Here is a 25,388-nt window from a genome sequence, read left to right as displayed (position 1 = left end):
GTTAAACAAAACAGTAGTTTCACGATAACATCGTAAATTAATATTTTCATTCTAATACGCTACGAAAATGTTAAGAAACTACCTAAAAATAGCTTGGCGTAACCTCGCCAAACGCAAGTTTTATTCAGCAATAACCATCTTTGGCCTATCGGTCGGAATCACCTTTGCATTGCTCATCGGCAGCTATGTTTGGGGCGAATTGAAGGTCAATTCCACTTTGAAAAATGTAGAAAACCAATACATGATTCAGAGTAAGTGGAAGAAAGAAAACATGGGAGTTGAGATTGCTACATTGGGAGCTTTGGGGCAAGCAATAAAAGAAAATTATCCCAATTTAGTGGCCAACTTTTACCGATTCGATGGCGTTACTACGGTTGTCTCGAAAGGCGATAAAGTTTTCCGTGAAAGTGTTCAGTTGGGAGATTCTACGATGCTGGATATGTACGGTTTCGCTCTCCTGCATGGTGATTCTCGAACGGCTCTCAAACAACCCAATTCGATGGTTATTTCATCTGAACAAGCCATCAAATACTTTGGTATGCTCGATGTGGTGGGCAATTCGCTCACGGTTGAGTCGTTTTCTGGAGGTAAACAAGAATTTATGATTACGGGCGTTTTGGACAAATTACGCCATAATTCGATAACAAATCTTACAAATTCGGGCAAAGAACAACCAATTTTGATGTCGTTCAACAACGCCAACTTCTTCGGACGAACGCAGTATAATTCTTGGAATAATCCTTACATTGTCAATTATCTCGAACTTCAAAAAGGTGTTCGGAAAGAAGATTTAGAAAAGCCTTTGGCCAAATTGATTGCGGCCAACGTGCCAAGCGAAATCAGCCAAAATCTGACGACTTATTTAGTGCCACTCAAAGATGTATATCGAGAAGCCAACAACGGAGTCGTAAAGAAAACCATCCGTACGCTTTCGCTCGTGGGCGTGTTTATTTTGCTGATGTCGATTGTTAATTTTGTAAATATTTCTATCGGAGCATCTTCTTCACGACTCAAAGAAATTGGTGTCCGAAAAGTGCTTGGAAGCAGCAAACAGCAAGTTTTACGTCAGTTTTTGGCCGAATCAATCATTATTTCGGTTTTCAGCCTATTTATTTCGCTGATTTTCTACCAAATTCTACGTACTTCTTTTGAAAAAATCTTACAAAAAGAAATCATTTCGATATTTGCCGCACCACCGATTTTCTTCTTTGCTGCATTCGTGTTGGCTCTCGTAATTGGTTTATTATCAGGAGCGTATCCTGCTTTTGTGTTGGCTACTTTACCCTCGGTCGATTCGATGAAAGGCAAGCTAAAATCAGTCAAAGAAAATGTTTTTTTCCGCCGAATGCTCATTGTTTCACAGTTTGCGGTGGCACTTTTTGTGTTTGGTGGAGCGGCAGTGATTTCAAAGCAAGTCAATTACTTTTTCAATAAAGATTTGGGTTATAACAAAGCCTCAGTTTTTTCGATAAAAGTACCACGAGATTGGTCGCCTGCGGGTGTCGAAAAAATGGAAACCATTCGCAACGAAATGGCAAAACTGAAAGAAGTAAAACAAGTGAGTTTATCGTATATTATTCCCGATGGTTCGTTTGGCTTTAGTAGCGGAATCTATAAAATGGGACAAGATTCTACCCTCGCAGTTTATACACCCACGCTCGTAACCGACGAAAAATATGCCGAAACTTACCAAATTCCATTGCTCGAAGGACAGTTTTTTCAAGCAAAAAATAGCAATTTTCAAGCAAATCAGATAGTTTTAAACGAAGAAGCAGCAAAATCTTTGGGTTTTAAAACTCCAGCCAATGCTTTAGGGCAAAAGATTAGAATGCACGCTTCGCCCGCTGTTTTTACGATTGCTGGTATCTGCAAAAACTTTCATTTCGAGTCGATGCACAAAACCATTGGGCCGATAGCTTTCATGCACGTGCGAGACAATAATTTTTATCGCTATTTATCCTTCAAAATTCAATCACAAAATTTGAGCGAATCAATGACCGCCATCGAGTCGAAATGGCGACAACTCATGCCAAATGCTCCTTTTGAATACACATTTGTTGATGATACTCTCCAGACTTTGTATCAGTCCGAAATTCAGCTTAAACAAGCCTCACGAGTAGCCACTGTACTATCAATCATCATAGTTTTACTCGGAATCTTGGGTGTGGTTTCACTCAATATCATAAAACGAACCAAAGAATTAAGCATCAGAAAAGTGCTTGGTGCATCAAGTTGGAGCATCATGCTTTTGTTTATGAAAGAATTCTTGGTTTTGATGCTTATAGCGGTTATTATTTCATTGCCGTTTACGCTCATGGGTATGCAAAAATGGTTAGAAAACTACTCGTATCGAGTTGATATTACGTGGTTTATGTTTGCTACGGTTGGGCTTTTGTTTACGCTTGTAGTTTTATTTTTAGTAGGTTTTCAGACCCTAAAAGCCGCTTTGATGAATCCTGTGAAGAGTTTGAAGGTGGAGTGAATTGATTTTCGATAGGATAGGTTTTGTAAAATCTATCCTATCGAAATTATTTAACAGAAATTTCCCAATTAAATTTTAAAAAGCTGATATACATCCAAAGCTACATAGTCCGTAGGACTTTTATATCGGTAGCATAAAACCGAAGAGTATAACAAGAATGCCGTAGGTATTCAACAAATAAGCAAAAGGGTTGAATACCTACGGCATTCTGAAAAATAGCCTAACCACTTTTACTACCGATATGGAAGTCCTATGGACTAAGAATTTGAATAATTTAATAGTGAAAATATCCCATAAATCAACTCAAATTCTCCTCAAACCATTTCACTCTTTCTTTCAATTCTTCAATAGTTTCTCTCAATTCTTCACCAGCCTTCAAATAATCATTTGGATATTCATCTTTTAAATATTCCATTGTTAGGTAGTAGATGGGTTTGAGTTGTTGCGTCAATTCTGGATGCTCTCGAAATAGTTTGTAAGGTGTGTGTAATTGCTTTTTCGCAATTAGCAATAATAGCAATTGAGAGATTAATATTTCACTTAATTTACTATAGTTATATTGATAAATATGAATAATATGCTCTAAATCCTCTATTCCCTCTTCAATATTATTAATTAGAATATTTATTATTGAATCGCATAGAACTAATTCAAAGTTTACTTCTTGGATATTTTCCTTTTTAGGAGAATACTCATCATTTAAATAGTCATATATGGTAAAGACAATAATTGATAAAAACTCTTTGATGAAGGAATCTTTTTCAACACTGTACAAAGAATAAATACGCATAATGTTATTTTTAACTCCTTCTCTTATTCCAAAAAAAGATTTTAACTCAATATCAGTACTAATCTCATCAAATCTATTTTTTAATATAAAAATATCGCTTTCATTTCCCTGCTTTTCAAGTAGATAAAAGATAGCATTGCTTAAAACTCTTATTTTTTCGCCTAAAACCTCATCATTTTCCACCATCGAATAAGCCAAAGCTCTATCAAAAACAGTACTTAGTTCGTAAGTGCCTTTTTCTAAATTATTATCAAAGCGTTCAAAAAGTTGTTTTAAATCTTTGGTATTGCACCAGCCTTCTAAGAAACGCACCAACCAAATCACCCGCTGTTTATCTTGTCGGGTTGAGTAACGCATCAAGTACCAAATATTAAAGAAACGCTCTTGTAGGCGGTATAAATGCGTGCGTCCTGTGGTGCGTGGTTCTATTTCAATCACTTGGTTATCAACTAATTGCTTGAGTTGAGCCGATATTTGATTGGTTTTCAAGCCTTGTCTTTCTGAGCGTGCCAGCTCGGCAATTTCGCTTACCGTTACTGCATCCCAAGCTCTCGCTACCGCATCAACAATGAGTTGTTGTTGGGGTTTCAAATCGTCCATTCGGTGCTTGTAAAGTGGCGTTACTCTATCTAAAATCGCCTCCAAATCTTTGAAACTATCTTGCTTTTCGTTATCTATAAAGACATCAAAAAGCATCACCATTGTGCGTATCACTCCACCCGATAGCTTCCGCATTACCTCAATGCGTGGGCGTTCGGTTTTCAAGATTTCGGCAAAATACTCAGCTTTTCCTTCGTTTTCGGCTAATTTTTCAAAAAGCAAAATTGTTTCATCAGCAGTCATGCCTTTGAGCCTAATCTGATAAAAGAAGTCAAAGAAAGGCTCTTTATAGTCGAAAGTATGCTCAAGTAGCGTAGCTGATGCACCAATGAGCCTGATATAAGGCGAATTCATCAGAATATTTCGCAGGCGATGAGTAGCGGTTTTACCGATTTTCTCCAAAAACTGACCAAAATTATCATGGAAAACAATGATTTTCTGTTCGTTTTTTTTCAGATATTCCACCAAAACTTCAAATGCTTTTTGGTCGTAATCTGCCTCAAATTCATGTTTTCGCATTTCTTCCAAAAGGCTTTCATAAGCTGGGTGGTCTTCGGCTAAAAGTTTTGCTATATGCTCAAAAAATGAAGCCAAATCGGGCATAGAATACTGCTCTTCGTTGAATAAAATAGGCAAAAGCCATTTACTCAGTTTTTCGTCATCTAATACTGCATATTTCAGCCGCAAAAGCATGGTGGTTTTTCCCATGCCACGTTGCCCCAGCAGCATATAATGTTGAGGCGGATTTTGCATCGTATCTTCCTGAATATCAGCGAAAATCTGCTCAAAAATGGCAGTCCTAACCACAAACTCCGCTTTAAGCGTTTTGGGGTCTTTTTGGTCAGGATTAAATAAGTATTTTAGTTTTCTGTCAGACATTTTTCGACCACCATTTTTTAAGAATTGGAGAATAAAACCGCCATTTTTTGTCGGCTACTTCGGCAATATAACCGTCATATTCGAGCGTAAGAAGTATATTTTTGAAAGAATTTTCGAGTTGATGTTTGACCGCTAAATCATACAAAACTAATTCATCAACCGATTGATTATCAGCGAGTTTGCTCATCATTTCTTTTACCAAATCCAGTTCGTTTCTATTGAAAACTTGGTTAAGTCGGCCACGATAATGGTCAAGGTAAATATTGCCATTGAGAATCAACTCATTGAATGCCTTTTCAATAAATTTTTCATCAATTTCGCTTGGCTCATTTCGATATAAATCACGGATTTCTTTGATAGCCAATTGAATATGAAATGGAATCAGCCACTCGATTTTATCTTGTAGTAGATGTTTTAAAATCTCGTCCGAGGCTTCAATCTGATAGTTTTGAAGTAAGGTTTTGGCCAGTTGAAGACCATCTTTCAGCGAAAGCGGACGAAGTTTATAAGTCTGAATGTCATTTACATCGGCCGTAGCATTGAGCCTTTTTACGACCGAAAGTAAGCCGATTGAACCTGTATAAATGAATTTTATTTTTTGAGCCAAAGCAGGGTTTTGTCTGATTGCTCGGTTTTGTTTCAGAAAGTTTTTTGCAGCTTGCTCGCCTTGTTCATCTCGAATGTGTTCAATCGTAACAGGAAATTCATCAATCATCAGCAAGATTTTTCGATTATCTAAATCTACTTTTTCTAAAAACTCTTTAAATTTCTCATAATAATCTTGCTTATCATCTGCTTTTTCATTGAAATCAATCGAAAACACTCCACCAATATCTACATTATCAATCTTTTCTAAGAATCCCTTAATTTTTTTGCCAGCATTCGCCATGCTTTTCAAAAATCGACTCTTATTTTCAACATCAAAAATAGCTTTTAGTAAAACTTTGAAAAACGTCTGACTATCACTAACGTCCTCAGTATCAACATATACACAGTAATATTCTTCAGCAGGATTATCTTTAATGAAATGGATAATTGAAGTTTTTCCAACTCGTCTTGGAGCAGATAGCAATAAGTTGTTACCTTCTTCGAGTGCTTCATAAATTTCATGCACTACATCATTTCTCAAGAAAAAATTATCACCAGTTGCGGTTTTACCAATACTCAGTTTCATAATTTTGCATTTTTTTTATTGCAAAAATAAGTTGCATTTTTTTTATTGCAACACATTTCTGCATTTTTTTTATTGCAAATATTATTAAGTACGAATGTTTACATTATTGATTAGCAGTTTCATAGTAATCTAAAGATATTTTTCTTAACCATTTATTGTTGAAAGTGAGCCGTTTTCAACTTATTTCAATCTAAAATATTCACCCAATTTCCTTCGTTTTGTTATCAAGCGGATACATAATATTTTAGGCACGGCTTACTTTGGGCATAGTTTTTGAGGGTTTCAGCGTAAATGTAAAACGCCTCCCGAAAACTATTTATTAATCACGAATTCGTAGCTTTATGGACATACTTGGACTCATCAAAGACAAATTGACTGATTCTGTCATAGAGAAAGTTAGTAACTTTCTGGGCGAACACCCAGAGAATATCGGCTCGGCTTTAAACAGCTCAGTGCCGATTGTTTTAGGCGGAATTATGAGAAATGCCTCTAACGACGAAGAGACAGGCAAGGTCATGGATGTCTTGAAAGATGGCGGTCATACTGGCGAAATCCTCGACGATTTGCCGAATTTGCTCAGTAATTTTGATAAAACGCAGCTATTAATCACAATTGGCTCTAATATTTTTAACCACTTTACAGGCAGTAAGAGCAATTCTATCGTAGAAAAATTATCTACGCTCACGGGTATTCGCAAAACTTCTGCTTCTTCGTTGGTGGGTTTGGCGGCTCCACTCGTTTTGGGAGCATTGGGCAAAGTCGTGAACAAAGAAGGTCTCGGCGTATCTGGTCTGACAAGGCTTTTGGCCGACCAACGAGAGTCTGTTTTTGGGGCTTTACCACCTGCTATTGCCAATCAACTTAATTTTAAAAGTTCGGGTGCTGCGGTTAAACCACAAAGTGAAGAAAAACCAAAAGAACTCAAAAAAGAAAGTACCGAAAGTAAGGGTATTTGGTCATGGATTCCGTGGGTTTTGGTTGGCCTATTGTTTTTGGCTGGTGTAGCTTATTTTTGGAAATACCGTAAAACTGTTAAACCTGTCGAACCAACAGCCGAAGTTGGGGTGCTACCAAAACAAGATTCGACATTTTCGGATAGTAGCATTTCGGCTACAGCAACTTCTGTTGATACTACAAGTGGTTTTTCAAATACTGAAGTAGCTAAGCCGATTAAGGAAGTAAAAACTCCAGAAAAAACGACCGAAGAAAAGCCAAAAGCTGAAGAGCCGAAAAAGGTAGAACCTACTAAGCCAGTTGAGAAAAAAGCCGAAGAACCCAAAAAAGAGGAGAGAAAAGTAACCTTCGATAATGTTTTTGCTAATCATCCAATCGAAGAGCAGCTTAAAAATACAAAAGCGTGGATAATTTTGAATACTAACTTTAAGAATAATAGTGCAGAAATTAGTTCAAAAGGCGATTTAGATGCAGTTGTGAAATACTTGAAAGCTAACCGTAAATCAAAAATCACGATTGCGGGTGGCTCACAAAGCTCGAAAGGAACACTCGGCGAAGACCGTGCCTATGCCATCAGAGAAGTTTTACTTGAAAGAGGCGTTAGTGAAAATCAAATTTCGGTTCAGAGTTCATCAGTAAAAGATGTTGACTCGAAAGTTGTTTTGAAAGTAAAATGATTTTTTCGTAAGAACGTCCAATCTGGATTTTCGATATTATATTTAAGGATATTTCAACGTCGGCAAGGTTTTGACCCTTGCCGACGTTTTTATGACAGGGCAACTTAAACCGCCAATTCTTTCAATGCCGCAACAAACTTATCTAATTCGGCCGTTGAGGTATAAACATTTGGAGTAATTCGGCAGCCTTGTACGTTGGCGTAATCTATGGCTACCGTCCAGATTTTATATTTACTCAATAGCATTTTTGCTAAATCGGCTGGTTTTATGGTCTTTATTCCTACATTCGCAATGCCACAAGCACGCTTATCATCGGCTGGAGTATTCAGCACGATATTCGGAATATCTCGTACTTGTTTTGTCCAATATTCTTGTAGGTAACGCAACCTTGCTTCTTTGCGTTGAATGCCAATCTTTTGGTGAAAATCAATGGCGTGACTTATCGTGAGGTCGGTATGCACAGGGTGTGTACCCGTATGATTCAATTTTCTAATATCATCATCCTGATAACCCATATCGCCAAACATTTGCCAAAGTTTGCTAATTTTATCTTTTTTTACGTACAAAAGTCCCGCACCGAGAGGCACACTGAGCCATTTGTGCAGGCTACTTCCGTAATAATCACAGCCCAAATCGCTGATTTTATAGTCAATGTGTGCCAAGGCATGAGCTCCATCAACCATCACATCCACACCTTTGGCATGAGCCATATCACAGATTTTTCGGATAGGTAAAATATGCCCCGTAATATTTATCATGTGACAAACCATCAGTAGGCGAGTTTTAGGCGTAATGGCTTTTTCGTAGATTTCTACAATTTCCTCGTCAGATTTTGGATGATTCGGAATCGACACAATTTTATTTACAATACCATAGCGACGAGCTTGTAGCTTAAACATATCAAGCATTGCACCGTAATCTTGCATGGCCATCACGGCCTCATCACCTGCTTTCCAATCGTATCCTGCTATCACCGTATCAAGCGATTCGGTCGTGTTTCTTGTAATTATCAATTCTTCTACCGAACACCCCGCCAATGCCGCCAGTTTTTTGCGTGCTTCGGCTTTATCATCAAATTGTCGAGTACGCATATAGTAAGATGCTTGAAAATTAATTTCTCGTACATTGCCAATAAATGCCTCTAAGGTTTCTTGTGGAGCAAACGAGTAATAACCGTTTTCGAGATTGATATAATCAGGCTTGATGCGGTAAGCTTTTCTGATTTCTGCCCAAAAATCTTCGTTTTGAGCCAGATTTTCGGGCGTTTGTTGCTCAAATCTCGTCAGTGTTTTGTCCAGTTTTTTTCCAAAAGCAGGTAGCGTAAGGCTTGTAGCAGTTAGGATTTTGATAAATTGACGTTTGTTCATTGGAAAAGACGGTTTAGGTGTTTGATGAAGATAATAATTCTATTTTTAGTTTTCAGTATATCGTAATTGCCCGCTGAAACCGCAGATATTCGCAGAAAAGATTCCACAATTTCAGCGGTTTTCTGCGAAGTCTGCGGGATATAAAAAACCTTTAAGTATGATGTTGTAACTCAAAAATCAGTCAAGCAATATTTATCGTAGCGTCATGAAATACTTTTTTCGCTCATCACTCATTTTTTCAATGGCGTATCTAAGAGCTGTACGAGGGATTCTGCCAATATTTTGCTCCAAGAATGCCTCCACTGCTTCTTCTGCTCCCTTTTTCCAAGCTTCACGCAACATCCAACCAACGGCTTTATGAATCAAATCATGCTTGTGCGAAAGCAGAATTTCGGAAATTTTGAGGGTGTCCAAAAACTGTTTTTTATTGATAAAATAGTGTGTGGCAATGATAGCAATACGCTGAGTCCAGAGGTGGTCGGTGCGAGCCATATCGTATAAAATGCTACGGTCTTTATCGAATAAATAAAATCCCACAACATCTCGAGCCGAGCAATCAACCAAATCCCAGTTATTTATTCTGTACGCATTATCTAAATAAAAATCATAAATTTCGCTACGTTTCTCGGCTGCTTTGGCTTTTTTCATTTGTTCAACTAAAATTATCAAAGCGGCCATTCGATATTCATGAATTTCGCTATCCAGTAATTCTTGTAATTCATCAAATTTCAACGAAACGTATTTCTTGCAAACTGCTCGTAAATCAGGATTTGTTACACCAATAAAAACATCGCCATCGCCATATTGGCCTTTGCCAGTTTTGAAAAACCACGCAGAAGTTTCGGCTCGTTGGGGCGTAGCAATAGCTTGTAAGTCATCAGTAATTGTACTCATATTTGTTGTGGAACGAAGCTTCGATTCGTTCATTAAAGGAATAAAAAAGAGTTTTTTGTTTTGAAGGGAAGAACTAAAAATGCAGCCTAAAAATAAGGATTTTTTTTGTGAATTGCCACCGATAAAAATAAAGAAAGGCTATGGGTAAAGCTCCCATAGCCTTTTCTACTACTAAATCCACACAACTTTAACCCAAAAATAGAGAGTTTAATTGAATTATGCAAGAATTTATTAGTAAAAAATTAGACAATAGATAAAATTAGTACAATTTTTTGTTTATATTATACTATCATTGTCTTTATTTAGCACAATAACTAATTTTGTTTGATTAAAAAATGGCTTTTCAACTCGCTAAATGGTGCGTAGATAAAAATTCAGCTTTGCTTGTCAGTTGCCAATTTGATTCAATAACTTTGAGAAAAATTTTATTAAATGACCATTGATTCTCACCAACATTTTTGGACTTTCGACCCTATCCGTGACTCGTGGATTACTGATGATATGTCGGTTATTCAACGAAACTTTTATCCCGAAGATTTACAATCCACTTTACAGCAAAATGGTATTGATGCTTGCGTAGCCGTGCAAGCCGACCAAAGTTTAGCAGAAACAAGATTTCTACTCGATTTGGCCGCTAAAAATAATTTCGTAAAGGCAGTTGTGGGTTGGATTGACCTACAAGCAGATGACATTGATGAACAGTTAAGTGAATGGAAATCAGAGAAAAAACTGGCGGGTTTTAGGCACGTTTTGCAAGCCGAACCCAATGTTGATTATATGCTTCGCCCAAATTTTTTGCGTGGCATATCGAAGCTAAAAAAATATGGATTTACCTATGATGTCCTTATTTTTCCGAAACATTTGGCTACGGCTCAAAAATTTGTGGCTCAGTTTCCTGACCAGCCTTTTGTGCTTGACCATATCGCCAAGCCCTACATTAAAGCAGGTTTGATTGATGAATGGGAAAGAGATATTAAAGCTTTGTCGAAATTTGAAAACCTGCAATGCAAAGTGTCGGGCATCATTACCGAAGCCGATTGGGAAAATTGGACTTACGAGCAAATAAAGCCCTATTTAGAGGTAGTTTTTGATGCCTTCGGGACAGGCAGAATTATGTTTGGCTCCGATTGGCCAGTATGCTTAGTGGCGGGTGAATACAGCCAAGTAAAGGAAATTATTGACACTTATACAAAAGATTTTTCTGCTTCAGAAAAAGCCAAGGTTTTTGGCGAAAACGCAGCAAAGTTTTACGAAATTTCTGAATAATTAGGCTACCAATTATTCAGAAATTCGATTCATTAAAACCGTTGTTTCACCGCATAATCAACTGCCCGAGCCGTAAGAGCCATGTAGGTAAGCGATGGATTTTGAGTTGAGGTTGAGGTCATGCAAGCTCCGTCGGTCACGAAAACGTTTTTGCAAGCGTGCAATTGATTCCATTTGTTTAGCAGCGAAGTTTTTGGGTCTTTTCCCATTCTTACGCCACCCATTTCGTGGTTTTCGTTACCAGGAAGACGTTTGGTATCAATCGGATGAATATTTTTAAATCCAGCTTCGTGATACATCTCCGAAAATTGCTCGTGAAAATCCTTCAAAACTTTCTCATCGTTATCATCATAGCCGATGGATATTCGTAATTGCGGAATTCCGTATTTATCGACCAGTTGCTTGTCTAACTTTACCACACTGCTTTCTTTCGGAATAGTCTCGGCCATCATACTTGCATTGACTCCCCATAAACCCAGTTTGGGATTTAATAAATTATGTTTAAGGGTTTCTCCAAAACCATCTTTATCGGTGACTTCGATTCTGGAAGCCGCAATCGAAGTTGCATAGCCCCTCAGAAAATCGGTTTCCTGCTTAAAAACATTTCTAAATCTCGGAATATAACTACCATTTGGGCGTCGGCCATCGGTTGTAGAATCAAGAAGTCCCTCATATTCGGCTGAAATCCTTCCACGATAACTATGGAAAGCCATGAATTTTCCGAGTATGCCATTATCATTACCCAACCCATTCGGAAAGCGATTGGAGGTAGAATTGAGCAAAATCAAATTTGTATTTAGTGCCGAAGCATTTAAGAAAATGATTTTTGCATAGTATTCTATCATTTGCTTGGTATTTGTATCAATCACTCGCACGCCAGTAGCTCGGCCTTTGGTTTCATCATAAATCACCGAATGCACGACCGAATGTGGTCGGAGTGTCATTTTGCCAGTTTTCTCGGCCCACGGAATCGTAGAAGCATTACTGCTGTAATAACCACCATAAGGGCAACCACGCTCGCAAATCGTGCGGTTTTGGCAGGCAGCACGACCTTGTTTATAATGAATATCTTTAGGTCGAGTAAGGTGTGCCACTCGACCGATGATTACGTGGCGGTCGGGGTATTTTGTGGCAATTTTAGATTTGAAATGCTTCTCTACGCACGACATTTCGTGGGGCGGAAGAAACTCTCCATCGGGTAGGGTAGAGAGGCCATCTCGATTGCCCGAAATGCCAGCAAATTTCTCAACGTAGCTATACCACGGAGCAATATCGGCGTAGCGAATTGGCCAATCTACTGCGAAGCCATCACGGGCAGGACCTTCAAAATCGAAATCGCTCCAACGCTGGGTCATGCGTCCCCACAGGAGCGAGCGGCCACCAACATGATAGGCACGAATCCAGTCGTAGGGGCGGTCTTGGATATATTCTTGCTCGGCATCTTTGGTCAGGAAATGAGCAGTTGCTTCACTGAAAATATAGTTTTTGCTCGCAATCTGGTAATCTTTCTTGATTTCGAGCGGTACTTGACCCAGATGTTCAAATTCCCACGGTTGTTTTAGTGTTGTTGGGTAATCGATTACATGTTTTACGTCTCGCCCACGCTCCAAAACTAATGTTCGTAGGCCTTTTTGGGTAAGTTCTTTGGCTGCCCACCCTCCACTCATACCTGTGCCAACCACGATGGCATCAAAAGTACGAGATTTTATATCGTCAATGTTAAAGTTTGGCATTTGTATAGGTTGAATAGAAGGTAAATTTATTCAAAATAAATGAAATAACTAAGAGTTGGATAATTGTGTTGCGTAAGAATTTAGCCAGTCTCTCAAATGGATACTTTGAAATTTATTTCACCAATAATCTTTTTTCGGTTATATTCGCCCATATTCCAACCTTATACCATTACTTATTCAGTTGCCTCTCTATGAAAAACAAGTATTTTGTTCCTTTTGTATTACTTACATCGTTGTTCTTTTTGTGGGGATTCGCCCATAATCTCAATCCGATTCTGATTCCACATCTCAAAAAAGCTTGTCAACTCACTGATTTTCAGTCGGCTTTGATTGATAGTGCGTTTTTTGTTGCGTATTTCGTAATGGCTATACCAGCAGGTATGGTCATGAAAAAATACGGCTATAAAATTGGTATCATTGCGGGGCTTATCACTTTTGCGATTGGGGCATTTTTATTTGTTCCTGCTGCCAATACTCGTGTTTTTGCGTTTTTCTTGACAGCCCTTTTTGTGATTGCATCGGGTTTGACATTTTTGGAAACAGCCGCAAATCCATACATGACCGTACTTGGAGAACCCGAAGGTGCAACTCAACGCCTGAATTTTGCTCAGTCTTTCAACGGTTTGGCGGCATCAATCGCTCCGAAAATTGGCGGAATGTTCATTTTGTCGGGCGTGACGCTTTCTGATACCGAGATTGCTCGAATGTCAGTTGAGCAACTCAATGCTTATTTAGATAATGAAGCTTCGGCCGTAAAAATGCCTTATATCGTCATTGGTGTGATTGTGCTGGTTGTGGCGGCTATTTTGTATAAAACCAATTTGCCCGAAGTGACCGATGATGCTCACGAAATAAATATGTCGGGTGGTTCGCAGTCTATTTGGCGACACAGCCACCTAACTTGGGGAGTAATTGCTCAATTTTTTTATGTGGGAGCTCAAGTGTGTGTGTCGAGTTTTTTCATTCGCTATCTTTATCAAACTGCCAAAATTGACGAAAAATCTGCGGCCGATTATTTGGCCATTGCATTGTTGGGCTTTATGATTGGGCGTTTTGTGGGTACTTTCTTGATGCGTTTTATTAGTCCGAATCGACTTTTGGCTATTTATTCGGCACTTTGTATTGTGTTGTTGACAATCATTGTACTGAATGGCGGAATGATGTCGGTTTATGGTTTAATTGGTGTAGAATTTTTCATGTCGATTATGTTCCCGACCATTTTTTCTTTGAGCGTACAATCGTTGGGTGAAGAAACAAAGTTGGGGTCGTCGTTGGTGATTATGGCGATTGTAGGTGGAGCAATTTTTCCTTTAATTATGGGCCGTGTTTCAGACGTGAGCAATATTCAAACGGCCTACGTTGTGCCATTAGCGTGCTTTGTGGTTGTATTATACTTTGGTTTACGAGGATATAAAGTTAAGGTGTAAGATTATAGTTACCATGGAGGCACGGATTACACGAATTAGCACAGGACGATTCTGTGAAAATCTATGTAATCCGTACCTCCGTGGTCAATTAAAATTATTCTTCTGATTTATTCTTCAAACTCATCAACAACGAATAAGCTCCTTTTACCACAAAGGTCTGATTATTAAGGTTTTCTGTTTTGATGATTTCAGTTAAACCTTTTTCTGTATTTCCGATTTGTACTTCTACCATCTCAAATTGCGTTTCGGATTTTTTCACAAAAACATAGTGTTTGTTCTCAAATCTCACGATGGCATCTTCGGGTAAGACGTATGCTTTAGCATTATTGATAGCTATTTCGGCATTCATGTAAGTGCCTGGAATGAGGGCTTTATCATAAGCCTCAAAATGACAGTGCACATCAGTGTTTCGTTCTTCGCTAAGGCTTTTTCCTATCAATAAAATCTCGCATGGGTATTTTTTATCAGGGTAAGTATTGGTATGAGCCGTTACTTTCTGTCCGATGCTGAGTTTATCTAAATCTTTCTCGAAAATCTTCAAAGCCAAGTGAATATCACTGGTATTGACCAGCTCAAACATCACTTCGGTAGGGGCAATGTACTTACCAATATTTACGTTTACTTTACTCACATAGCCATTGATAGGCGAATAAATATTGATACTTTTTGAAATATTATTTTCGGTAAGTTTATCGGGGCTTATGCCTGCCAATTTGAGTTTTTCGGCCAAAGATTTAACCAAAATTCGTTGGGTTTTTAGTTCCATTTCGGCTTGTTGAAAAACCTTATCGCTGGTTGCTTTGCTTTGATTGAGTTCTTTTTGGCGTTGGAATTCGTTCTCAAGAAAACTGATTTTCGATTGTGTTGTCAAGAAATCTTGTTGAAGTTGAATATATTGTTGGTCTTCGATTACCGCAATACTTTCGCCTTTTCGCACAAACATTCCAGGAATCAGGTGTGTAGATTTTAAATATCCGCCCATAGGTACACTCACCGAAATAAGATTTTGCGGTGGTACATCAATTTTCCCGCTTACTTTCAAAATTGTCGAAAATGTCTTTTGTTCCATCGGGGCAGTTACGATGCCGATGTTTTGAATTTGTTTGGCGGTCAAATTCGCAATCGGCGACTCAATAGCTGTTGAGTCTGAGGCGGTTTCCTCGGTGTTGTCTTTCTTTCCGCAGGCGGTAAGCAGAACAGCAGCTAAGACGATTAGATTTTTATTTATTTTAACTAAATTTTTCATTTTTGAGAGAGTGTTTTTTATTAGACAAAATATTGTCGTGTGTCCATGAAACGTGATTGAGGAAGGCCGATTGGCGGACAGGACAATCGGGAATATTACAGATACTGCATTGTTTTTGTGGAATACAGCCATCCACATGAATAAAAAACTCTACCTTATTATCGAAATGTTGCTTGAAAAGTTCGGTAAGGCGGTCTAAAACCTCATGAGCTTCGTTGACATTGATATAATAAGGCACTGTCAGATGGCAGTCGATGTGGTAGAAACCTGCGTAGTCGATTACTCGCATATTATGCACGTCAATCCAGTCGTTTTGGCGGTGCTCATTCAGAATCCCCACTATTTGGTCGATAATTGCACCATCGGCTTCATCCATGATTCCAGAAATTGATTTTCTGATGATTTTGTAGCCCGTATAAATAATAATGAAGGCGAAAATGATGGCCGCCACGCTATCTATCCAAGCAAAACCCGTGAGCAAAATCAAACCTACACCGAGTAAAAGCCCTATCGACGAGTATGTATCTGACTGTAAATGTGAGCCACTGGCAATCAGGATAGGGGAGTTTTCTTCACGGCCTTTTTTGATGCAATAATAACCTACCAAATAATTGATAGCACCCGTAAGAGCAACCAACGCCAAACCAAAATCGAGTTGTTTTAACTCGTGGGGATGAATGAAATTATTGATTCCTTCGTAGATGATGATGAAACCCGCAATCGAAATCAGCACCCCTTCGATGGCCGACGAAAGAAATTCTACTTTGCCGTGGCCGTAGGGATGTTCTTTGTCACGAGGTTTCGACGAAAGAATGATGCTATAAAGCCCAATAAATCCCGCAATCACATTGACGCTGCTTTCGAGGGCGTCGGTCAGAATCGCTACCGACGAAGTGAGCCACCAAGCAATTAACTTGATAACAAATAATGCTACCGAAACAGCCACCAAAATTTGCTGCATCCGAATCGGATTTACTTTTTTTTCTGTCATGATATTTTTTATTAGTCGATGGTCAACAGACAACGGTCGATAGTTTTCTAAAAAGGATTTAATGCAAAAAAAATATTTTATCTATGGAGTATCGTCTATTGACCGTGGACTATTTAATAATTTACCAACGAATTTAGCTGTATAATGCTTTCGTTGAGGTTTTTTACGGCTTCCACATAATCGTTCCGAATACTGGTTGCTTGATTGGTGAGCGTTACCCATTCGAGATAATTGATGCTGCCATTGATGAGTTGTTGCTGAGCCGTGGTATTAATCAAATTAGCATTACTTAGTGCTGTTTTTTCGTAATATTCTACGGTTTTCAGAAACTTATTGTACTCGCCCAAGGCCGTTAGATAAGCGTTATTGAGGCTTTGTAAACCTACTTCGTAATTACTTTCGGCCACAAGTTTATTTACTTTTTCGCTATTGATTTTGGCTTTTTGTGCCGTTGCAAAAATCGGAATCCCTACGCCAATTTGTACCGACTGAAATCTGTGCCAACCATTATAAACTACATTATCAGCTCCTGTTCCTCTGATGCTACCGTTATTATAATTCAAGGATAAAGTAGGCAAAAGCTTCTTTTTTTCTACATCAATGCTGGCTTCGGCAATTTGCTGCTGTTGGCTGAGGAGTTTTAAACTGGGGTGTTCTTTCAAAACATCAATGCTGGCTTTATTGGCTAATTGCAGTTTATAAGGCCCATTGATGGGTATCAGATTGGCCGATGTATTGAGAAGATACTGAAAACGTAGTTTGAGCAATTCGATGTCTTCGCCTATTTGTCGTAGCTGAACATTGATTTGCCCGAGTTGATTTTCGGCAGTTACTTTCTCCAAAATATTACTTTCGCCTTTGGCCAAACGGAGTTCGGCACGATTTAAAAACGCAGCGTAAAGGCTATCGGCAAACTGTAAAAGTTGACGTTTTTGTTGTAAATATACCAAATGATAGTACGCCTGACTTACTTGTTTTTTGAGTTCGTGTTCGGTAGAGGCAATGCTCAAAGTACTGTTTTTCCAAAGTTCGGTATAATAGTTTTTCTGACTCTCATAAACCTTCGGAAAACTAAAACTTTGTCCCAAACTCAGCCTCGAATCCATATAAACACTATTGATTTGCCCAGCCTCCAGTGCAATCGTGCTGCTTGGAATCATCTTGGCTGTTCCGATGATACTTTTTTGATACTCAGCCTTTATCTTTTCATTTTTGATAGCAAGGTTATTTTTCAAAGCCATATCAATAGCTGCTTCCAAACTTATTGGAGCTTGAGCGTTAGCCGATAGCGAGAAAGTCAGAAAAAGCAAAATAATAGCAGCTTTTGGCGAGATAACCTTAGTTTTTCCCTCAAATACCATGTATAGAATTGGGAGAACGAAGAGCGTTAAAAACGTAGCAATAAGCAAACCTCCAATCACAACCGTAGCGAGTGGGCGTTGTACTTCTGCTCCTGCACCATTGCTCAAAGCCATTGGCAAAAAGCCCAATGATGCCACAAAAGCCGTCATCAAGACGGGCCGAAGTCTTAGATTTGTTCCTTGCAAAACTACTTTCCGAAGGTCATGTTCGCCATCATTTTTTATGCGATTAAACTCCGCAATCAGAACGATACCATTCAAAACCGCTACCCCAAACAAAGCAATAAATCCAACTCCTGCACTGATGCTGAAAGGCAAGCCACGCATAGCTAAAAAGAAAATTCCGCCAATGGCTGAAAGCGGAATGGCCGAATAAATTAGCAAGCCGTGTTTGATTGAATTGAAAGCAAAAAATAATAATAAAAAAATCAGAATCAACGAAACCGGCACAGCAATCATGAGGCGTTGTTTGGCTGCATTGAGGTTTTCGAATGCCCCACCGTAGGTTACGTAATAGCCCGTTGGAAACTTTATTTTCTTATCAACTTTATCTTGGAGTTCGTTTACGATTGTCTGAACATCACGACCTCTAACGTTGAAACCCACCACAATTCTGCGTTTGGCATCTTCACGTTGAATCTGATTTGGGCCATCTTTGATAGCCACATCGGCCAACTGAGAAAGTGGAATTTGTGTGCCATTTGGCGTAGGAACAAGCAAATTCTGAATATCTTCTAAGTTTTTCTTTTGTTCGCCCGCTAATCTTACCACCAAATCGAAGCGTTTTTCTCCTTCAAATACCATTCCTGTGCTTTGGCCAGCCAGAGCAGTATTGACGATTCGGTTCACATCAGAAATGCTAAGGTTATATTGAGCAATCATATTGCGTTTATATTCAATCAATACTTGTGGCATTCCCGAAACCGTTTCTACGTAAAGGTTTTTTGCCCCTTCAACACTACTAATGATTTCGCCCAAATGATGGGCATATTTGGTGAGTGTATCGAGGTCTTCTCCGAAAATTTTACAAACCACGTCTTGTCTCGCACCTGTCATTAATTCATTGAAACGCATCTGAACAGGAAACTGAAAGCCAACCGTTACGCCAGGAACTTCGGCAAGTTCTTTGGTCATTTTTTCGGCCAATTCATCAAAAGTTTCGGCCGATGTCCATTCGCTTTTATCCTTCAGAATCACCATCATATCGCAGGCTTCCATGGGCATTGGGTCGGTTGGTACTTCACCGCTACCAATTTTGGTCACCACTTTTTCTACTTCAGGAAAACGAGTTTTCAAGATATGAGCAGTCTTTTGCGTGTTTTCGATGGTTGTATTGAGATTGCTTCCCGTAAGCACACGAGTTTCTACGGCAAAATCACCTTCTTCGAGAGCAGGGATAAATTCGCCTCCGAGTGTTGATAGTACAATAAGAGCCAAAACAAAAAGACCAATGGTAGCAGCAAGAACAACTTTCGGAAAACTAAGAATTTTGCTTAAAGCTGATTGATAAGCGTGTTCGATGTTCGCCATCAATCTGTCCGAAATATTGGGTTCGTGCTTGGTCTTCTTACTCAAAAATACAGCACTCATCATCGGAATATAGGTCAATGATAGAATAAACGCTCCTAACAATGCAAAAGCTACGGTCTGAGCCATCGGCTTGAACATTTTACCTTCGATGCCTTGTAATGTAAAGATGGGAAGATACACAACCAAGATAATCACTTGTCCGAAAACCGCACTATTCATCATCTTTCCTGCTGATTTTTCGGTAATATCATCCATTTCTCCTTGCGTATATGCTGCCCGACCGTGAGCGTGTTTACCCGCCAGCACGTGCATGACGGCCTCAACGATAATGACAGCTCCATCGACAATCAATCCAAAATCTAATGCTCCGAGACTCATGAGGTTGCCACTAACTCCGAAAAGATTCATCATGATGATGGCAAAAAGCATCGCCAACGGAATAACCGAAGCAACCAAAATACCCGCTCGGAAATTTCCGAGAAAAAGCACCAACACAAAAATCACAATCAATGCTCCTTCTAAAAGGTTTTTCTCTACTGTTCCGATGGCGTTATTTACCATTTTGGTGCGGTCAAGAAATGGCTCTATGACTACGCCTTCGGGAAGTGTTTTCTGAATCTGAGCGACACGGTCTTTTACATTTTTGATAACCTCGCTACTATTTGCACCTTTGAGCATCATCACCACTGCTCCTGCAACTTCTCCTTTATCGTTGAAAGTCAAGGCTCCGTATCGGGTTGCATGACCAATTTTGACTTCAGCTACATCTCTGATGAATAGAGGAGTACCACCGCTCAAACTTTTGATAGCGATATTGCCAATATCTTCTGAGTTTCCGATAAGTCCTTCGCTACGAATAAATAGAGCCGTTGAGCCTTTTTCGATGTATGCTCCACCCGTATTCTGATTATTGCTTTCGAGAGCCTTGAAAATATCGTCGATGGTAATGCCATTCGATTGAAGTTTATGAGGGTCGATTTCAACAGAATACTGTTTTAGTTTTCCGCCAAAACTACTCACTTCGGCTACACCTTTTACCCCCAGTAGTTGTCGGCGGACAATCCAGTCTTGAATCGTGCGAAGCTCGGTTTCATCATATTTTGATTCATAACCTTCTTTCGGACGTACAACGTATTGGTAAATTTCGCCCAAACCAGTAGAAACAGGCCCGAGTTCGGGTACACCGATGCCCGCAGGAATTTCGGTTTGTACTCTCTGGAGGCGTTCGGCCACTTGCTGCCTTGCCCAATAGATATCGGTTTCGTCATCAAAAACTATGGTCACGAGCGATAAACCAAAGCGAGAAAAACTTCGGATTTCTTGAAGTCCAGAAATATTATTATTGGCTTGCTCAATCGGAAACGTTACGAGCCGTTCGATGTCGGTTGCACCAAACGAGGGAGCAATCGTGATTACCTGTACTTGGTTATTGGTAATATCCGGAACGGCATCAATGGGCAATTTAGTTACTTCATAGCTACCATAGCCAATGAGAGCAATCGTAAAAAGTCCAACGATGAGTTTGTTTCTGATAGCAAACCCAATGATTGAATTTAGCATGATTTTAATAGAATAAGATAAGCACAACTATTACCCAAATACGACGGGTAAGTTATGGCGTAATTTTATAGAAATATGGCTCGTTTTTGGGTTTTGTACCAAAAATGAGACAAAACGAGTTTGAAACTCGACGAATGTATGCTAAAAATCAGAATCTTGGCGGTTGCCAAATAGAAGCAAGATATGCCGAAATGATATTGCCAGAAGAAGCAAAAAATATGTTTTTCTTTTCGATGATAATGGTTTTTATCTGCGAAAGTTGAATCGTATGAAAGATACTAATCGGGAAAATAAACGAACAACAATGGTCGTGCGATTTGAAAGGCAGTTTGTTGTCAGTAGCAGCATCACCATCGTCGCCGTGTTCGATAGCATAATGATGATAAAGAAATCCGCCAAACGACATTGAAGGGTCTTTTTGTTGATGCTCAACGAAGTGTGAAAACAGCAAAGGGAGTTTCAACAACTGACTTGCTTCAGTTGCCGAAAATAGATAAACTATTATCAGAAATTTTGAAATAGATGCTTTCACGATGTAAAGTTAGCAAAAAAGTGCTGAAAACCATGCTTTAGCTCTTTTAAGCCCCTAATTTAGATTGAGTTTAAATCAGCATCTAATCGGTTTTGGCTTTGTTATCTTTTACGACCAAGAAAAAATCATTGTCGAGTTCGAGATAGCCGTATTCATAGACAAAATAATACGTTGCACCTTTTTGGGTTGTGCGTACGCTTGTGATTAGGTTAAAGTCAAAACCACGGTCGAGTAGGGTGTTGCGAGTAGTTTTGTTTTTATCGTCATGGCAAATATCTTCCAAAATCTTGCGGTTTCGACGGAGAGCGTTGTTTGTGTTTCTGACGTAATTATTGGCGTCGGAGTTTACTTTATTATTATATGCATTGCGGCATAAGTCCGAACAAAACTTTTTGTCCGACCGCCCAATGATGGGTTCTCCGCATTCTAAGCAGGTTTTTTGTGGCATTTTATTATAATGAATAATTGAAAATGGATAATGAGTTGTAGTGCCTAAGGCTAACATTTTGTTAGTCTTAGGCACTATCCCGTAGGGATTTGATATTGTTAGCAATAAAATTTCACTAATCAATCTTATTCCGTAGGTATGACACAAAGCAATGTTTCATACCTACGGAATGAAAAAACAAAATAAGCAAACCCTTACTACCGATATTTAATCCCTACGGGATAGTTTTTACGTTGATTTGATACATCAAATATACAAAACTTGTTATCCGTTTACAAACGTTTACAAATGTTTTTATCTGTATATAAATGACTATCAACCGAATAGAGTGGGGCAGATGCTGCAAATTTGCATTGTCAATCGGAAATAGAGCGTGGTTGGCTAAATTTATTTAACAATCATTTTTTAAACGTACAAAACAATGAACACAGTAAAATTAATCGGAAACGTAGGCAACGAAGTAAATTTATTCAATTTTGATAATGCCAAGAAAGCTGCTTTTAGCCTTGCTACAGATGAGGTTTATATCAATAAAAACAATGAAGAAGTAAAAAATACCACGTGGCATAAAGTAGTAGCGTGGGGAAAAGTTGCCGAAGTATGTGCTGACTTAGTGAGTCGAGGCAAATTGGTGAGTATTCAGGGAAAACTCAATTACAGAAACTATGTGAATAAAGAAAATAAAACCGTCTATGTCACAGAAATCGTGGCTTATAAAGTTTCTGAAGTAGAAGTCAAAGAGCCACAACCGCAGCAGTAAAGAAGTTTTTCTGCTAATTCCCACAACATTTTAAGTTGATGTAAAAAAAAGAAGTCGTCTCGATTACTCAAGACGACTTTCTTCCTTTCTTGGGGTACTGAGCGTTTAATTCATTTGTAAGATTTTAATCTCTGTACGACGGTTTTGAGCGTGTTGCTCTTCTGTACATTCTACGCCATCAACGCAGCCATTTACTGGCATTGTTTCGCCATAACCCGCAAACTCTACTCGGCTGCGGCTAATGCCACGTTTGAATAAATAGCTTGCTGAAGCTTTAGCACGGCCTTCAGAGATTTTTTGGTTGAAATCAGACTCGGCACGGCTATCCGTATGAGCTCTTAGCTCAATACGCATTTTTGGATACTTACGCATCATAGCAACCAATTTGTCTAATTCCGAACGAGCATCTGAGCGGAGGTTACATTTACCATAATCGAAGTAAATATTATCAACCTGTACGATGTCGCCCGTACCAAACATAAATATATCGGCAGTTACACCACCTTTTTTACAATTCAATTTGCGTACACGTTTACCTTTCGAGCCGAGGTTATCCTTCGAACCTTCAACTGTATAATCACAACCTTCTGCTACTGTAAATTCGTAGTTACCAGTTGCATCAGTATAAGCAGTTTGAGTTGAATTATCACATTCGCTGCGGAGTGTTACGAGTACACCATCAACGGCTTGTTTAGTGCCTTGTGTCATTACACGACCACGGATTATACAAGTATTACCCGAAAGAACTGTGCCACTGGTGCCATTTCTGCCTGTGCCACTTGTACCTTGTTTGCCTTGCGTGGTGGTTTCACCTGCGTAACCGTTTTGTGCATTTGCTGTGTTTGTACCGTTCGCTCCACCGTTTTGTGCCAATGCTGTTGAATCAACTGCTGGTTTCGGACGGCTCATCGGGATTTCTAAGCGTGAAGCTTCGTTATCACAATCTTTAGTCGAGAAGCTTACAGTATTGGCACTATAACCATCACGAGTAGCACGAAAAGCAAATTCTACATCTTGTTCGAGACCTTCGAGTTTTACACTACCATCAGCATCGCTCATTTTTTCTTTGATATTACCATCTTTGTCTTCGTAAACAATCTTTGCATTATCAAGTGGCATTTTTGTTTCGGCATCATAAACGGCAATGATTAGGTCACAACCCTCTTTGAGTTCGCACTCCCTATCGAATTTGTAGATGTCGTCATCGGCACCACCACGTTTACGATTTGAACTAAAATAACCTGCCTTACGAAGAGCATCAGTTACGATACCGAAATCATCTTTGCTTGAGTTTACTGGAGCTCCAAGATTGATAACACGACCTTTTGAAGAAGTTCCATCGAGCTGTACAAAGAAAATATCTAAATCACCCAAGCCAGCGTGGCCGTCAGATGAGAAATAAAGATTGCCTTTTTCGTCAACAAAAGGGAACATTTCATTGCCTTTTGAGTTCACCGTTTTTCCTAAGTTAATAGGAGCAGACCAGTTACCACCATCGTAACGAGAAACATAAATATCTGTTCCACCAAAACCACCTGGCATATCTGAAGCAAAGAAAAGCAACTTTTCGTCAGCCGATAGGGCAGGGTGCCCTGTTGAATATTCGTCGCTGTTGAAAGGTAATTCTTTGATGTTTTTCCAACCATCTTTATTGGCTTCACCAATGTATAGTTTTAGTTTATTGATACCGTCAGAACTGCGTTTTGCCTTACCGTTATTGAAGTTATTTCTTGTGAAAATTACTTTAGAACCATCTTTAAAGAAAGCAGCAGGACCTTCGTGATATTTTGAGTTGATAGAACCACCAAAACGCTCCGATTCAGTAACTGGGCGGTCGCCGTAGCCTAAACCAGCCATGACATTCATACCTCCGTAAGTTCCGATTGTACGGCTATCGTTGGCAGTAGGAGCGGTGTATTCGTCCGCACCAACTACACCCCCACGAGAGCTTCGCTTGCGAGAGCCTTTAACATCGCCAGAGCCTGTTCCGAGACCAGCCGCTTGACCACCGATGGCCGAAATATCATCTAAAAAGAATAAGTCAAGAAATGGCGTTTCATTCCAGTTGAATACTCGACGAACACCGACAGTATTGTGGCGGTTTGAGACGAATACCATACCGTTTTTATAGTATGCTGGCGAGAAATCTGCCGAATTTGTATTGATTGAAAGGTAATCAACTTTGTAGCAGTTGGCGTTTTTAGAAAGAACGCTTACATCGTTGTAGAGTTTCGAGAAACCTTTACCACGAGGGTCGTCTTCCACTTTTCGAGTGTACTTATCGTACATTTCTTGGGCCTCACGGTATTTACCATTACTGGCAAGTACTTGTGCATATTTGAGGCATACAGTAATGTTTTCTCCTGACAAATCGCCTGCCGTACTCATGATTTCAGCATAAACACGTTCGGCATTTTGAGTATCTTTAACCTTACAATAGCTATCGCCGAGCTTAATCTTGGCGGCAAGCTTTTGTTGGTCAGTAAGACCTTTTTTCTTTAGAGCTGCCTCAAAGGCATCAATTGCTTTTACGTAGCACAAACTTTCGTAGTGATGCTCACCAGTTTTTAGTAAAGCATCTTGTGCTTTTACGCTACCGCCGAGCAAGGCTGCTACAACCAACGCTCCAATTATTTTGTTCCTGACAATCATTTTATTAGAATTTAAAATTCACTCACGAATTTATAAATTTATATTTCGTATATGGGACTTGATAC

Annotated in this window: 16 protein-coding genes; 5 read left to right on the top strand and 11 right to left on the bottom strand. The window is 39.2% G+C overall.

Translation table 11 applies throughout. The annotated features are described in order from the left end of the window. The first annotated feature begins 67 nt into the window (after positions 1–67). A complete protein-coding gene (locus tag IEX65_RS13300) occupies positions 68–2,482 on the top strand; it encodes an ABC transporter permease (protein ID WP_188766571.1) in 2,415 nt (804 codons plus the stop codon). A 298-nt stretch (positions 2,483–2,780) separates the two neighbouring features. Here the strand turns inward: IEX65_RS13300 and IEX65_RS13295 are convergent, their stop codons facing one another. Next, positions 2,781–4,751, bottom strand: coding sequence for an ATP-binding protein (locus IEX65_RS13295; RefSeq protein WP_188766570.1), 1,971 nt, complete (start codon positions 4,749–4,751; stop codon positions 2,781–2,783). Beyond that, entirely contained in the window at positions 4,744–5,925 is a 1,182-nt protein-coding gene (locus IEX65_RS13290) for an ATP-binding protein (RefSeq protein ID WP_188766569.1), read from the bottom strand. The genes IEX65_RS13295 and IEX65_RS13290 overlap by 8 nt, the downstream gene beginning before the upstream one ends. A gap of 341 nt (positions 5,926–6,266) precedes the next feature. Here IEX65_RS13290 and IEX65_RS13285 point away from each other — a divergent pair, with 341 nt between their 5' ends. Further along, positions 6,267–7,556, top strand: a complete 1,290-nt coding sequence (locus IEX65_RS13285; RefSeq protein WP_188766568.1) for a DUF937 domain-containing protein — start codon at positions 6,267–6,269, stop codon at positions 7,554–7,556. Between the two features lie 104 nt (positions 7,557–7,660). Here IEX65_RS13285 and IEX65_RS13280 read toward each other — a convergent pair whose 3' ends face one another. Together IEX65_RS13280 and IEX65_RS13275 are read right to left on the bottom strand one after the other, a co-directional pair. Beyond that, entirely contained in the window at positions 7,661–8,923 is a 1,263-nt protein-coding gene (locus IEX65_RS13280; RefSeq protein WP_188766567.1) for an aminotransferase class V-fold PLP-dependent enzyme, read from the bottom strand. 192 nt (positions 8,924–9,115) lie between these two features. After that, positions 9,116–9,817 carry a DNA alkylation repair protein gene (locus tag IEX65_RS13275; protein WP_188766566.1) on the bottom strand — a complete coding sequence of 234 codons (702 nt, stop codon included), beginning with the start codon at positions 9,815–9,817 and terminating at the stop codon, positions 9,116–9,118. A gap of 432 nt (positions 9,818–10,249) precedes the next feature. Between IEX65_RS13275 and IEX65_RS13270 the strand changes: the two genes are divergently transcribed. After that, the gene (locus IEX65_RS13270) at positions 10,250–11,083 is read left to right on the top strand and encodes an amidohydrolase family protein (protein ID WP_188766565.1); all 834 of its coding nucleotides are present in this window, start codon (positions 10,250–10,252) and stop codon (positions 11,081–11,083) included. A 32-nt stretch (positions 11,084–11,115) separates the two neighbouring features. On the opposite strand, the gene IEX65_RS13265 is transcribed toward IEX65_RS13270, so the two are convergent. Beyond that, on the bottom strand, positions 11,116–12,816 hold the full coding sequence (locus tag IEX65_RS13265; RefSeq protein WP_188766564.1) for a GMC oxidoreductase: 1,701 nt from the start codon (positions 12,814–12,816) through the stop codon (positions 11,116–11,118). A 191-nt stretch (positions 12,817–13,007) separates the two neighbouring features. Here IEX65_RS13265 and fucP point away from each other — a divergent pair, with 191 nt between their 5' ends. Further along, a complete protein-coding gene (fucP, locus tag IEX65_RS13260) occupies positions 13,008–14,243 on the top strand; it encodes an L-fucose:H+ symporter permease (protein WP_188766563.1) in 1,236 nt (411 codons plus the stop codon). 94 nt (positions 14,244–14,337) lie between these two features. Here fucP and IEX65_RS13255 read toward each other — a convergent pair whose 3' ends face one another. The 5 genes from IEX65_RS13255 to IEX65_RS13235 form a co-directional block, all read right to left on the bottom strand. Continuing rightward, entirely contained in the window at positions 14,338–15,489 is a 1,152-nt protein-coding gene (locus tag IEX65_RS13255; RefSeq protein ID WP_188766562.1) for an efflux RND transporter periplasmic adaptor subunit, read from the bottom strand. Then, entirely contained in the window at positions 15,473–16,480 is a 1,008-nt protein-coding gene (locus IEX65_RS13250; protein ID WP_188766561.1) for a cation diffusion facilitator family transporter, read from the bottom strand. Before IEX65_RS13250 ends, IEX65_RS13255 begins: the two co-directional genes overlap by 17 nt. A 113-nt stretch (positions 16,481–16,593) precedes the next feature. Further along, positions 16,594–20,931: a CusA/CzcA family heavy metal efflux RND transporter gene (locus tag IEX65_RS13245; RefSeq protein WP_188766560.1), complete on the bottom strand. Its 4,338-nt coding sequence runs from the start codon at positions 20,929–20,931 to the stop codon at positions 16,594–16,596. Between the two features lie 148 nt (positions 20,932–21,079). Further along, a complete protein-coding gene (locus IEX65_RS13240; protein WP_188766559.1) occupies positions 21,080–21,463 on the bottom strand; it encodes a hypothetical protein in 384 nt (127 codons plus the stop codon). Positions 21,464–21,545: 82 nt separating this feature from the next. Continuing rightward, complete coding sequence (locus IEX65_RS13235; protein WP_188766558.1) at positions 21,546–21,911, bottom strand: DUF2116 family Zn-ribbon domain-containing protein; 366 nt, start codon at positions 21,909–21,911, stop codon at positions 21,546–21,548. 421 nt (positions 21,912–22,332) lie between these two features. On the opposite strand from IEX65_RS13235, the gene IEX65_RS13230 reads away from it, so the two are divergent. Continuing rightward, complete coding sequence (locus IEX65_RS13230; RefSeq protein WP_188766557.1) at positions 22,333–22,671, top strand: single-stranded DNA-binding protein; 339 nt, start codon at positions 22,333–22,335, stop codon at positions 22,669–22,671. A gap of 105 nt (positions 22,672–22,776) precedes the next feature. Here the strand turns inward: IEX65_RS13230 and IEX65_RS13225 are convergent, their stop codons facing one another. Continuing rightward, a complete protein-coding gene (locus IEX65_RS13225) occupies positions 22,777–25,323 on the bottom strand; it encodes an OmpA family protein (RefSeq protein ID WP_188766556.1) in 2,547 nt (848 codons plus the stop codon). Between the last annotated feature and the right edge of the window lie 65 nt (positions 25,324–25,388).

This window comes from Emticicia aquatilis, from assembly GCF_014644295.1.
GTDB lineage: Bacteria > Bacteroidota > Bacteroidia > Cytophagales > Spirosomataceae > Emticicia > Emticicia aquatilis.
This window is presented reverse-complemented; position numbering and strand designations above follow the sequence as displayed.

What these genes read in the sequence shown, in the direction of transcription:
- IEX65_RS13300 (WP_188766571.1), top strand. Translation starts at nt 68, where the DNA reads ATGTTAAGAAACTACCTAAAAATAGCTTGGCGTAACCTCGCCAAACGC.
- IEX65_RS13295 (WP_188766570.1), bottom strand. Translation starts at nt 4,751, where the DNA reads ATGTCTGACAGAAAACTAAAATACTTATTTAATCCTGACCAAAAAGAC.
- IEX65_RS13290 (WP_188766569.1), bottom strand. Translation starts at nt 5,925, where the DNA reads ATGAAACTGAGTATTGGTAAAACCGCAACTGGTGATAATTTTTTCTTG.
- IEX65_RS13285 (WP_188766568.1), top strand. Translation starts at nt 6,267, where the DNA reads ATGGACATACTTGGACTCATCAAAGACAAATTGACTGATTCTGTCATA.
- IEX65_RS13280 (WP_188766567.1), bottom strand. Translation starts at nt 8,923, where the DNA reads ATGAACAAACGTCAATTTATCAAAATCCTAACTGCTACAAGCCTTACG.
- IEX65_RS13275 (WP_188766566.1), bottom strand. Translation starts at nt 9,817, where the DNA reads ATGAGTACAATTACTGATGACTTACAAGCTATTGCTACGCCCCAACGA.
- IEX65_RS13270 (WP_188766565.1), top strand. Translation starts at nt 10,250, where the DNA reads ATGACCATTGATTCTCACCAACATTTTTGGACTTTCGACCCTATCCGT.
- IEX65_RS13265 (WP_188766564.1), bottom strand. Translation starts at nt 12,816, where the DNA reads ATGCCAAACTTTAACATTGACGATATAAAATCTCGTACTTTTGATGCC.
- fucP (WP_188766563.1), top strand. Translation starts at nt 13,008, where the DNA reads ATGAAAAACAAGTATTTTGTTCCTTTTGTATTACTTACATCGTTGTTC.
- IEX65_RS13255 (WP_188766562.1), bottom strand. Translation starts at nt 15,489, where the DNA reads ATGAAAAATTTAGTTAAAATAAATAAAAATCTAATCGTCTTAGCTGCT.
- IEX65_RS13250 (WP_188766561.1), bottom strand. Translation starts at nt 16,480, where the DNA reads ATGACAGAAAAAAAAGTAAATCCGATTCGGATGCAGCAAATTTTGGTG.
- IEX65_RS13245 (WP_188766560.1), bottom strand. Translation starts at nt 20,931, where the DNA reads ATGCTAAATTCAATCATTGGGTTTGCTATCAGAAACAAACTCATCGTT.
- IEX65_RS13235 (WP_188766558.1), bottom strand. Translation starts at nt 21,911, where the DNA reads ATGCCACAAAAAACCTGCTTAGAATGCGGAGAACCCATCATTGGGCGG.
- IEX65_RS13230 (WP_188766557.1), top strand. Translation starts at nt 22,333, where the DNA reads ATGAACACAGTAAAATTAATCGGAAACGTAGGCAACGAAGTAAATTTA.
- IEX65_RS13225 (WP_188766556.1), bottom strand. Translation starts at nt 25,323, where the DNA reads ATGATTGTCAGGAACAAAATAATTGGAGCGTTGGTTGTAGCAGCCTTG.